At 69.6% G+C, this 12015-nt stretch carries 9 protein-coding genes; 3 read left to right on the top strand and 6 right to left on the bottom strand.

The window, feature by feature from the left end; translation table 11 throughout:
* Positions 1-40: 40 nt before the first annotated feature.
* From HHL28_RS13255 to HHL28_RS13235, 5 genes are all read right to left on the bottom strand, one after another.
* The gene (locus HHL28_RS13255) at positions 41-3151 is read right to left on the bottom strand and encodes an efflux RND transporter permease subunit (protein ID WP_075772303.1); all 3111 of its coding nucleotides are present in this window, start codon (positions 3149-3151) and stop codon (positions 41-43) included.
* A 36-nt stretch (positions 3152-3187) separates the two neighbouring features.
* Positions 3188-4423 (bottom strand): efflux RND transporter periplasmic adaptor subunit, encoded by a 1236-nt coding sequence (locus HHL28_RS13250; RefSeq protein ID WP_083699296.1) that lies wholly within the window; start codon positions 4421-4423, stop codon positions 3188-3190.
* Positions 4424-4600: 177 nt separating this feature from the next.
* A complete protein-coding gene (pdeM, locus tag HHL28_RS13245; protein WP_075772304.1) occupies positions 4601-5329 on the bottom strand; it encodes a ligase-associated DNA damage response endonuclease PdeM in 729 nt (242 codons plus the stop codon).
* Positions 5330-6008: 679 nt separating this feature from the next.
* Positions 6009-6542: a Dps family protein gene (locus HHL28_RS13240; protein ID WP_404325730.1), complete on the bottom strand. Its 534-nt coding sequence runs from the start codon at positions 6540-6542 to the stop codon at positions 6009-6011.
* Between the two features lie 102 nt (positions 6543-6644).
* Positions 6645-8705, bottom strand: a complete 2061-nt coding sequence (locus tag HHL28_RS13235) for an elongation factor G (protein ID WP_075772305.1) — start codon at positions 8703-8705, stop codon at positions 6645-6647.
* A 267-nt stretch (positions 8706-8972) separates the two neighbouring features.
* On the opposite strand from HHL28_RS13235, the gene HHL28_RS13230 reads away from it, so the two are divergent.
* The 3 genes from HHL28_RS13230 (at position 8973) to HHL28_RS13220 (ending at position 10696) form a co-directional block, all read left to right on the top strand.
* On the top strand, positions 8973-9302 hold the full coding sequence (locus HHL28_RS13230) for a hypothetical protein (RefSeq protein WP_075772306.1): 330 nt from the start codon (positions 8973-8975) through the stop codon (positions 9300-9302).
* 201 nt (positions 9303-9503) lie between these two features.
* A complete protein-coding gene (locus HHL28_RS13225) occupies positions 9504-10133 on the top strand; it encodes a hypothetical protein (protein WP_075772307.1) in 630 nt (209 codons plus the stop codon).
* Positions 10130-10696 carry a LapA family protein gene (locus HHL28_RS13220; protein WP_075772308.1) on the top strand — a complete coding sequence of 189 codons (567 nt, stop codon included), beginning with the start codon at positions 10130-10132 and terminating at the stop codon, positions 10694-10696. Before HHL28_RS13225 ends, HHL28_RS13220 begins: the two co-directional genes overlap by 4 nt.
* Positions 10697-11034: 338 nt before the next feature.
* Here HHL28_RS13220 and HHL28_RS13215 read toward each other — a convergent pair whose 3' ends face one another.
* Entirely contained in the window at positions 11035-11946 is a 912-nt protein-coding gene (locus HHL28_RS13215) for a LysR family transcriptional regulator (RefSeq protein WP_075772309.1), read from the bottom strand.
* Positions 11947-12015 lie beyond the last annotated feature (69 nt).

Below are 12015 nucleotides of genomic sequence, written 5' to 3'. Positions count from 1 at the left end.
GGCGGGGTGTCCCGCCGGCCCTTTCTTGTCTGGCCCCGCCTCAGTCATCCCCGCCCACGGGCCGCAGGTGCGGCGTTTCCGGGCCGGGGTGCATGTCGTCATGGTGGGTCAGCATCCGGCCCAGCTTCGGGCCCAGCCACTTCTGGAAATCGTCCATGAAGGTGAAGGCCACCGGCACGAACACCAGGGACAACAAGGTGGAGGTGACCAGCCCGCCGATCACGGCCACGGCCATGGGCTGGCGGAACTCCACGTCCGCCCCCCAGCCCACGGCGATGGGCACCATGCCGGCGATCATGGCGATGGTAGTCATGATGATGGGCCGGGCGCGCTTGGCGCCCGCGTCCAGCAGGGCGGCGTGCCGGTCCAGCCCCTCGTCGCGGATGGAGACGATGGCGTACTCCACCAACAGGATGGAGTTCTTGGTCACGATGCCCATCAGCATCAGGATGCCGATCATGGACGGCAGGCTGATGCTCATCCCGCACAGCATCAACCCGCCCAGCGCCCCGCCCACCGACAGGGGCAGGGCCATCAGGATGGTGGGCGGCTGGAAGAAGTTGCGGAACAGCAGGATCAGCACGGCCACGATCAGCAACAGCGCCGTACCCAGGGCAATGGCGAAGCCCTTGAACAGGATCGCCATCTGCTCCGCGTTGCCCACGGCGGGCTTGGACACGCCCAGCGGCAGGTTCTTCACCGCGGGAAGCTGGTTGATCTGCTTCATCGCGTCGCCGAACTCCATGCCCTTCAGGTCGGCCTGGACGGAGACGCGGCGCGCCCGGTCGAAGCGGCTGATCTGCACCGGGCCGCTGCCCAGCTCGATGTCCGCCACCGACTTCAGCGGCACGGTGGCGCCGGCGTTGGTGCGAACCCGCAGGTTGGCGATCAGGTCCAGGTTGCCGCGGTAGCCGGGGTCCAGCTGCACCCGGATAGGCACCTGCCGGTCACCCATGTTGAACTTGGCGGTATTGCTGTCGATGTCGCCCAGGGTGGCGATGCGCGCCACCTGGCCGATGGCCTGGACGGACACGCCCTGCTCCGCCGCCCGGTCCAGGCGCGGCTTGATCAGGATCTCCGGCCGCTGCAACGCCGCCGTGGTGGTGACGTTGGCGACGAAGGGCAGGCTGCGCAGCTCCGTCGCCACCTGCTCGGCATGCTTGTCCAGCAGGGCGCCGTCATTGCTGGTGAGCGCGATGGAGATGTCGCGCCCGCCGCCGCCGGGGCCGGTGGCCTGGAAGAACAAGCGCGCCCCGGGCACCTGCCGCAGCAGGGGCTGCACGTCCGTCTCGAACTCCTTCTGGTGCAGGGCCCGCTCCTTGCGGTCCTTCAGCATGACGATGATCTGGCCGGACCGCACCTGCCCGCCGCGGCCGGCGCTGGTCCACACCGCCTTCACCTCCGGCCGGGTGGCCAGCAGGCCGGCGGCCCGCTGCGCCGCCGCGTCCGTGTCCGCCAGGGTGGCGCCCGGCGGCAGCTCGATGGTCAGGACGGAGAAGCCCTGGTCCTGGGCCGGCACGAAGGTGGTCGGGATGAACAGCACCGGCGCCACGGAGGCGATGAAGATGCCCAGCGCCATCAGCGCCGACTTCCACCGGTTCCGCAGGCACCAGTCCAGCACCCGCATGTAGCGGTCGGTCCAGGGCCCGCCATCCTTGTGGTGCGGCTGGGCCGGCGTCAGCAGGTAGGCGGCCATCAGCGGCGTGATCAGGCGGGCCACCGCCAGGCTGAACAGCACCGCCACGGCCACGGTGATGCCGAAGCTCTTGAAGAACTGGCCGGGGATGCCGGGCATGAAGGACACGGGCACGAACACCACGACGATGGTCATGGTGGTGGCCACCACGGCCAGCCCGATCTCGTCCGCCGCCTCCAGCGCCGCGGGGAAGGGTCTCTTGCCCATGCGGATGTGGCGGACGATGTTCTCGATCTCCACGATCGCGTCGTCCACCAGGATGCCCACCACCAGGGCCAGGGCCAGCAGGGTGATGCCGTTGATGGTGAAGCCCAGCCACTCCATCACCAGGAAGGTGGGGATGATGGACAGGGGCATGGCTACCGCGGCGATCAGGGTGGCGCGCCAGTCCCGCAGGAACAGCCAGACCACCAGCACGGCCAGCAGCGCCCCCTCGATCAGGGCGGAGACGGAGGCGTCATAGCTGTTCTTGGTGAATTTGGTGACGTCGATGGTCAGCTCGAACCGGACGTCCGGATAGTCCTTGCGCAGCTTCTCCACCACCTTGGCCACGCCCTGGGCCACGGTCAGCTCGGACGAGCCCGGCGACCGCTTGATGGCGAAGGTCACCGCCGGCTCCCCGTCCAGGCGGGCGACGGACCGCATCTCGCTGGTGCCGTCGGTCACCTCGCCCAGCTCCCGCAGCCGAACCTTGCGCCCGCCGGAGATGGCGATCTCCGTGTTGGCCAGGTCCTCCACGGTGCGGGCCGCACCCAGGGTGCGGATGGACTGCTCGGTGGAGCCGATGGTGCCGCGGCCGCCCGGCAGGTCCACGTTCAGCACGCGCAGCTGGGTGTTCACCTCGTCCGCGGTGACGCCGAAGGCCATCAGCCGGTTCGGGTCCAGGTTGACGCGGATCTCGCGGGACAACCCACCCCGCCGCTCGATCTCACCCACCCCCGGCACGCGCTGGATGGCGCGGGTGATCTCGTTGTCCACCAGCCAGGACAGCTGCTCCACCGTCCGCGTCTCCGACGCGACGGAATAGTACAGGATGGCGTCGCCGGTCACGTCCAGGCGCCGCACCTGCGGCTCATAGATGTCCTGCGGCAGGTCGGACCGGATGCGGCTGACCGCGTCGCGCACGTCGTTCACGGCGCGGTCGGTGTCATAGCCGATCTTGAACTCCACCGTCGTCGTCGTGCTGCCGTCGCTGACGCTGGAAGAGATCTTGTCGATGCCGGTGACGTTGGCGACCGCGTCCTCGATCTTCTTGGTGACCTGGGTCTCCAGCTCCGACGGGGCCGCCCCTGGGCGCGACACCGATACGTTGACCACGGGGAAGTCGATGTCCGGGTTGGCCGTCACGTCCAGCGACAGGAAGGACACGATCCCGGCGAAGGTCAGGATGATGAACAGGACGATGGGCGGGACCGGGTGGCGGATGGCGACCGCCGAGATGTTGCCGCGGCTCATGGGATGTGCCTCAGGATCGCTGGGATGGGGTACCGGTCACTTCTGCACGGGCAGCGGCTTCACCGGCACGTCCGGCATCTTGTCCGCCACGGTCACCGCGTCCCCGTCCTTCAGGTAGCCGGCCCCGGCCACCACCACGCTCTCCCCGGCGGCCACGCCGCGGGTGATGGCGATGAGCTGCCCGTCGCGGCCGCCCGTCTCCACATTGCGCATCTGCACCGTGTCGCCCTCGCCCCGGACGAACACCAGCGGCTTGGCGTCCTTGTAGACCACGGCCGCGTCAGGCACGACCAGGGCCTTGGTGCGGCCCACCTCCACCCGACCGGTCACGAACATGCCGGGCTTCAGGGCGCCGCTCTTCTCCAGATCCACCTTGATGATGCCCATGCGGGTCTTCGGGTCCACGGTGGGGGCGATCAGGCGAACGGTGCCCACCACAGCCTGTCCCTCAGCCCCGTCCACGCCCAGGGTCACCTTCTGGCCCACCGCCAGACCGAACAGGTCCAGCTCCGGCACCTCCGCCACCAGCTCCACCCGATCCTCCCGGATCATGCGGAACAGCTCCGTCCCGCCGGCGGCCATGACGGCGCCCAGCCGGGCGTTGCGCCTGGTGACGGTGCCGTCGGTGGGGGCCCGCACCTCCGTCTGGCGCAGGCGGGCCACGGCCTGGTCGCGGTTGGCCTGGGCCACGCCCACCCGGGCCTGGGCCGTGGCCGCGGTGGCCCGGCGGGCGTCCAGTTCCCGCGCGCTCACCGCCCCGGTGCGCGACAGCTCCTCCGCCCGGCGGACATTGGCCGCGGCCTCCCCGGCCACCGCCTCCGCCTCCCGCAGGCTGGCCTCCTTCTGGGCCAGGTCGGCCTTCAGCACGCTGTCGTCGAAGCGGGCCAGCAACTGGCCGGCCTTGACCGCGTCACCCTCATCCGCCAGCACCTCGACGATGGCCAGGCCGCTGACCTGGCTCCCGATGGGCAGCTCGTCCCAGGCGGCCAGCGACCCGGTGACCAGCAGGGTGCGCTGGATTTCCCGTTCCTGCACGGGGGCCACGGTGACGGTCAGGCCCGCCTGCGCCACCGCGGGTGCTGCGGCCTGCGGCGCCGGCGTGCCGGACGGCTTCAGCAGCAGGACGCCGGCACCCGCCAGGGCCACCAGCGCCACGCCGCCCACGACCCACTTGGCACTCCCGCCCCGCCGGGGTGGCGCCTGGACACTGCCCGGGAAGGGGGCGGTCTTCGGCTGCACCCGCTGCAGCGGCTCGACGGGCTGGATGCTCATGCAAGATCACCTTGGATAGGGTCCCGCCTAAAGGCGGGTGCCAATTGGGGTGGGGCGCCAAGGCCCGCGACAAGGCGCCATAATACACCTGGCCTATTCCACATGAAAGCCATGGGGTGTTTCGATTTGTAACGCGCCCTTGTCCTTGCACGGCCGGGCCGTGCATCCCGGTCGCGCTCACCCCCGTTTGGCCCGGCCCATGTCCCACCGGTCCAGGGAAGGGGGCTCCGCCGCCAGCCGGGTGGCGGGCAGGCAGTGCAGCTTCTCCTGCCCCAGCATCCAGACCTGGAAGCCCGGCTGGAACAGGCCGCGGATGGCCGGGTCCAGCACGTTCAGCCCGCCGGTGAAGCTGCCGAAGGCCGGCAGCGCCAGCCGCCGCCCGTCGCTGACGAAGCAGCGGGCGGTGACGCGGCGCCCGCGCGTGCTGACCGATGCCTTGGGATGGTAATGGCCGGACACCTCGCCGGGCCGGTCCAGGGGCACCACCGCCTCATGCCGGAACAGCAGCCCGCCCTCGTCCATCTGCGGTAGAACGGTGCCGCCCCAGCCCTCTGGCGGGGCGGGGTCGTGGTTGCCGGCGATCCAGACCCAGTCATGGGCCGCGGCCAGGGCGGCGATGCGCCGGCCCTCCGCCTCGCCCACCCGCTCCGCCGCCGTGCGGTCGTGGAAGCTGTCGCCCAGGCAGATGACCCGCGCCGGCCCCAGCCGGGCACAGGCGGCCTCAAGCCGCTCCAGCGTCATCGCCGTGTCATAGGGCGGCAGGAACTGGCCCTTGCGGGCGAAGGCCGACCCTTTCTCCAGGTGCAGGTCCGCCACCACCAGCCACCGCCGCGCCGGCCACCACAGCACCCCGGACAGGTCGGCCACCAAGCTCACGCCGTTCAACAGGATCTCGGACTGGGGCATCAGGACAAGGTTCTTATCAGCGGGGCGGGGCGGCCCGATAAGAACATAGAAGGAACATACCTTCAAGCACCCGTTCCCTCTCCCTGGGGAGAGGGTGGCCCGGCCGACAGGCCGGGACGGGTGAGGGAGGTGGGCGTAGAGAGAGTCGATATGGTTTCGCGGACGGCCGGCGGAAGGACTTGGACACGGATGAACGGGATGATTACCGGATCGTCTCGGATGAAGTGGGCCTGAGGTCTCTCCCTACGCCCACCTCCCTCACCCGGCGCTACCGCGCCACCCTCTCCCCAGAGAGAGGGAACAGGGACCGCCCCTGGAAAAAAATCCTATCCCATGCCACCTTTCCACCCGCGCCCACCCCGGCGCCGGCTCTTGGAACCATGCATCCCTCAACACATCCGGGACAATCCGGCATCCATCCCGTTCATCCGTGTCCCAATCCTTCCGCCAAGCCTGTCAACAGGTCAGCACCCCTGACGCAACCACCCCTTAAGTTGACACAAACCTCAACCCGGTAAAGTTAGTCACCTTAAGCCACAAATCTGAATGATTTCAGTCACATATAACTTAACCATGGTAAAGTTAAGCGTCACCTTTAGGTAACGTTAGTCAAGTTAAGGTCAACTTTGTCAAACGGCCAAGGCGGCCCCCGGCGCAAGGCACCGGGGGCCAAGGCCGGTCACTGGGCGATGCTGGCGCGCAGCATCCAGGCCGCCTTCTCATGGTAGCCCATGCGCTTGTTCATCAGGTCCTCGGTGACCGTGTCGTTGGCATCGCCGGTGATCTCCACCACCCGCTTGCAGGACCGGTTCACCACCTCGTTGTCGCGCACCAGCTGGGCCAGCATCTCTTGCTCGTCCGGCACCCCGTGCTCGTCCTCAATCTCGGTCAGCTTCAGGAACTGGGACAGGCTGCCGGGGGCGAAATGGCCCAGGGCGCGGATGCGCTCCGCCAGCTCGTCCACCGCCTCGGTCAGGTCCTCGTACTGGTCCTGGAACATCTCATGCAGGCTGTGGAAGCGGGCACCGGTGACGTTCCAATGGAAGCCGTGGGTCTTGCCCAGCAGCGTGTAGGTGTTGGCCAGCACCACCGCCAGCCCCTCGGCCAGCTTCTGGCGGTGCTCGTCGGCGATGCCGGTCCGCACCGGCAGCGCCTCGTGCGACGCCGGGGTCCGCTCGGTGTCCGTGGTCGGGTTGGGCATGCGCGTGTCCATGGGCAGGGTCCCGTCTTGGCAATGGAAAGGGGTGGGGCGCCCGCTTCTCCTGCGGGCGCCCCTGTCCTGGAACAGTCTCGACGGGCTTTTGTGCCCTCGGGCCTACTGCGCCGCCACAAGCGCGGCGCGCCCCTCCACCACCCGCTCGGCCTGCTTGCCCACCAGCTCGGACAGGTGGTCGAAGCTGGCGGTGAAGCTGCCCAGCCCCAGGGTCAGGGACCGCAGCTCCACGATCAGGTCGGCCATGTCGGACTGCGGGATATAGGCCTTGACCTCGTCCCACCCGGCCCAGCCGGGGCGGCCGTCATAGCCCAGGATCTGCCCGCGCCGGCCGCTGACCAGCCGCTGGACCCGGCTGGTATAGTCGGACGGGGCCACCAGGCTGACCAGCAGGATGGGCTCCAGCAGCACAGGCTCGCAGCGGGGCAGGGCCTCCGCCATGGCCATGCGGCCCGCGGTGCGGAAGGCCTGCTCGCTGCTGTCCACGGCATGGTACTGGCCGTTGGTCAGGGCCATGGCCACGTCCACCACGGGGAAGCCCAGCGGCCCGTGGGCCAGGGCCTCCTTGGCGCCTGCCTCCACCGCGGGGATGTAGGTCTTGGGCACCACGCCGCCGACGATCCGGTCCTCGAAGCGGAAGCCCTCGCCCCGGGGCAGGGGCCGGACCTCCACATGCACGTCGGCGAACTGGCCATGGCCGCCGGTCTGGCGCTTGAAGCGGGCATGCTGGGCGGTGCCCTTGCGGATGGTCTCCCGGTATGGCACCCGCGGCGCCCGCGACCGGATGGCCACGCCGAAGCGGTGCTTCAGCCGGTCCAGCGCCAAGGCCAAGTGCACCGGCCCCTGGCCGCACAGCACCATCTCGCCCGCGTCGGCCCAAGGCTCGATCCCCTGGCCGAAGGACAGGCTGGGGTCCTCGTCCACCAGCTTGGACAGGACGGCGGTCAGCTTCACCTCGTCGGTCTTCTGCTCCGCCTCCACCACCAGGGCATGGACGGGGGCCGGCGGGGCGGGCCAGGCGGGGGCGGTGCCCAGCGCCTGGGCGGGGCCCAGCAGTTCCCCGGCCCGGGGCTTCTCCAGCCGCCCCAGGGCGACGATGTCCCCGGCCTCCGCGGCGCCGCGCTTCACGGGCGTGCTGCCCACGAACTCGTACAGGCCGCCCACCCGCTCCCCGGCGATGGTCATGCCGTCGGACACGCCGCCCCGCCAGACGCGACACAGGGACAGCTTGCCGGTGTGGGCGGCGTGGACGGTCTTGAACACCTGGACCAGCGGCCCGCCCACCGCCTCCGGGATCTCCAGCCGGGCGGCGGCGTGGGTCACTTCCGGCGTCTCATGCCGCAGGGCCTTCAGCAGCCGGCGGACGCCATGGTCCCGGTCGGCGCAGCCCATGAAGACGGGCACGATCAGGTCGCCGGCCAGGTCGCGGCTCAACTGGCGGTACACTTCCTCCCGCCCCGGCGCCACGTCCTCCAGCAACTGCTCCAGCAGCGTGTCGTCGAAGTCGGCCAGGGCCTCCAGCATCTGCTGCCGGGCGTCCTGCTCCCGCTCCCGCACGGTGTCCGGCAGGGCCACCAGGTCGGACGCCTTGCCCGGCCGCCAGCGATAGGCCCGCTCGCTCACCAGGTCCACATAGCCCGTGACCGCCTGCCCCTCGCGGATTGGCACCTGGCGCAGCACCAGGGGGCGCTGGGACGCGGCCTGCAGGGCCTGCATCACGTCCCGCACCCGCAGCTCGGTGCCGGTCAGCTGGTCCATCTTGTTGATGAAGACCATGTGGGGGATGGACAGCTCGTCCAGGAAGCGGAACAGCGGCGCCAGCATGGCGGCCTTGTCGGGCGCCGGCTCGCACACCACCACCGCCACGTCGGCCACGGACAGGGCGCGTTGCGCCTCCGCCTGCAACTCCACCGAGCCGGGGCAGTCGATGAAGGTCCAGCGCTCGCCCAGATATTCGGCGGCGGCGAAGTTGGGCTCCGTGCTCATGTGGCGGGCGCGGGCCTCGGGGCTGGCGTCGCCGGCGCAGGAGCCGTCATCCACGCTGCCCTTGCGGTGCAGGGTGCCGCAGGCCAGCAGCAGGCTTTCCAGCAGCGTGGTCTTGCCGCTGAGATAGGGTCCGACAAGGGCCGCTACGCGCGGCCCCGACCTCGTGCCGTTCATCATTCTGCGCCTCCGGGTTCCTTGGTTCTCAGGCTCCCCGGGGCAGCGCCCATGCGGACGACCGGCCCAACGACTCTGGCCAAAGGGACCTTGGCCGAAAGGTCGGAAGCCCGCCGGGTGTGTCCCGACCCGGGGGGCCAATTCCTCCTGCCCCTATCGAACACCCCGCCCGCCGGGCCTGTCGAGCGGAAATCGCCCCCTGCGTCCTGTTACCGCCCTGAAACAAAGGGGTGGGTGCAAATCCCCACCGCCAGCGCTACATTCCCTGGCATGGAGACCACCGCCCCCGCCACACCCCCCCTGACCCGCGCCGCCCGGCGTGCCGCGGGGTTGCTGGGTTTGCCGGCCCTGCTGGCGGGCGTGCTCCACCTGGCCTTGTCCGCCCCGGCGGACCTGCAAGGGTCGGCCGGCGACTCGGCGATGTCAGCCCAGAGGATCAGCGCCGCGGACCCGCTCGCACCCTTCCCGGCGGTCGCCGACGGCGGCGCGGCGCGCGCGACTCCGGTCCCCGCCCGGCTGGAGTGCCACGTCACCAGCGTTGCCGGCACCGGCGGCCAGGGCCTCTGCATCCTCCGCGTCACCCCGCGGCAGGACATCTGACCCGGCCACATCCGGGCATCGGCCACTACCCGTATGGGCGATCCAGGCCCCGCGGACCCCAGGCCTTGATCTTTCCCTAGTCTTCCCGCCCAGTCCTCAATGGCTTGATTGCCTTGCCTACCCGGCAAGACTTTCCTCTTTTTTGCCTTGCCGGACTTCTTTACAGTATTCGAAGCGAGTTCTGCCCTCACGGGGGGTGCCGTGGGTAACGGGGTCCTGTCGATCCTGCAATTTGGCCTGTTCACCTTCCTGGCCGCGATGGGGACCAACATCCTGATCGCCGTGGCGTCGCACCTCCATGCCGCCATGATCCGCCACAACGCCCGGGAGGAGCAGATAAAGGACCGGATCGTCCGCTATTCCCGCATCGCCAACGGCCTGCAGACCCGGGTGGAGGCCCGCAAGAACGCCGCCACGGGCGCGGCCAGCCTGCTGTTCGGCTCCCAGCGGCAGGAAAAGACGCTGCGCGCCCGCTTGCGGGAGCTGGAGGGCGCCCCCCACCGCTTCGTCCGCATGGTGGGGGCGGAGGTGCAGCCCAACCGCCCTTATGAGTTCCTGGTGCTGAACAGCTCCGTCGCGCACCAGGTAAAGCGTGGTGAACGCCATCCCTTCTACGACTCGAGCTGGGCCCGGCCCTGCCCGGTGCATGTCTGGGCCAAGGGCCCGGAGGAGGCGAAGGCGGAGTTCGAGCGGGTCTTCCCCAAGGCGGCCGGCTTCAAGATCGTCTTCGCCCAGGCCCTGACGGCCGACGGCAAGCCCGGCAACCCGTTGGTCCTGGAAGGCGATACGGTGAAGGTGCCCGTGCGCGCGGCGATGGAGGGCGCGGGGTGAGCAACATGGCCTTCCTGATCGGGGCGGTGGTGGTGGCGCTCTCAGCCAAGCCCTCCTACCTCAAGGCCCAGCGGACTATCCGCGAGGCCCGCCAAGCCATCCTGGAGCTGAAGCGGCGCAAGCACGCCCTCAGCCAGAAGGTACGCATGCTGGCCAAGGAAAGCCTGGACCAGCGCCTGACCGCCGGCCAGGACCAGATGGAATCCGACGACCTGACCGGCCGCATCGCGGGCCTGCAACACCGGGTGCAGGAGCTGGAAGCCATCGACCGCCGCGTGCTGGTGCTGGACGAACGCCGCGGCCTGTCGGAGTCCGGCTGGATCATCCGCCTGCGCCGCCCGCCCGACCAGGCGCCGGCCCTGGAACCATCAGCCGTGACCCGGCTGTGGGAGGAGGGGCGCTACGTCTTCTTCTTCGCGTCCGACGTGGCCCGCGCCCGCCGCAAATCCCTGGTCCGCTTCCCCGAGGAACAGGGCTTCGAGATCCTGGAGGTCATCCCCCACGCGGACGATTTGTCCACCGTGTCAGTGCTCGGCCAGGTGGCACAAAAGGAAAGCGCCTAAGCGTCCGTGTCCCTCAGGCGCCCCCGGATCGCGGTCCGGGGCAGGCTCCGCCGAATCCGCGGCTTGGCTCGCGCACGCACGCCTGTGCGCAGCGGCAGTTGCCGCTGAAGCGTGCTTACGCTGGTCGCAAACACGCTTCAGCAAAAAAGAACGCCGCCGAGCCCAAGGGGCCGGCGGCGAGTTGAACAGGGAGGCTTCACGTCTGGGAGACGTGGGTCCGGAGACCCAACCCCGGGCGGGTATCCCGGGGCGAAACGCCGGATGCTGCGTCGCAGCAGCCGACGGCCTAAGAATTAAGCAGCCTCGACCAAGACACCAGGGCCGATCCCCGACGCGAGCTATGCGCCGGTCGCATGGCTTGCGGGGAACGTCTCGGCCACCTTCTTCACCAGGAAGTCGCGGAACACGGAGATGCGCTTGGAATGGCGCAGCTCCTCCGCATAGACGAAGTAGGCGTCGATGCGCGGGCCGCTGACGTCCGGCAGCACGCGGACCATGTCCGGCTGGCCATCCACCACATAGTCGGGCAGGGAGGCGATGCCGAGGCCGCTCTGCACCGCCCGGAACATGGCGTACAGGCTGTTCACGCGCAGGGCGGTGCGCCGCTCCCCGCCGGGCGGGTCGCCCACATGCAGGGCCCAGTTGATGTTGGCCACGGGGGCCCGCGCCTCATTCGGGTAGGCGATCAGGTCGTGCTGGTCCAGCTCGGCGATGCTGTTGGGCACGCCGCGCTTTTCCACATAGGATTTGTGGGCGTACAGGTGCACCCGCACGGTCATCAGGTGGCGCTGGATCAGGTCCGGCTGCCGCGGGGCCGACATGCGGATGGCGATGTCCGCCTCCCGCATGGAGAGGTCCAGCTCATTGTCGTCCAGCAGCAGGGTCAGCTGCACGTCCGGGAACAAGCCCAGGAACTCCTTCACCCGCGGCGTCAGCCAAGTGCTGCCGAAGGCGATCGTCGTGGTGACCTTCAACGGGCCCTTGGGATGCTCCTTCGATTCGGACAGCATCGCCTCGGTCATGGACAGCTTGGCGAACACCTCCCGCGCGGTGCGGTACAGCAGCTCGCCCTGCTCCGTCAGGATCAGCCCGCGCGCGTGGCGGTGGAACAGCGGCACGTGGAGGCTTTCCTCCAGCGCGCTGATCTGCCGGCTCACCGCCGATTGGCTGAGGTTCAGTGTCTCACCCGCATGCGTGAAGCTGCCAGCCTCCGCCACGGCGTGGAAGACGCGAAGCTTGTCCCAGTCCATGACCCGTCCCTACGAAACGCGGCCGGGAGGGATACCCCGGCCGCCCTGTCTTGGCCGGCCACGGATGCG

It is taken from the genome of Aerophototrophica crusticola (assembly GCF_012913305.1).
Classification (GTDB): Bacteria; Pseudomonadota; Alphaproteobacteria; order Azospirillales; family Azospirillaceae; genus Niveispirillum; species Niveispirillum crusticola.
Note: the sequence above shows the minus strand (reverse complement) of the source record. Positions and strands in the feature narration are given on the sequence as shown.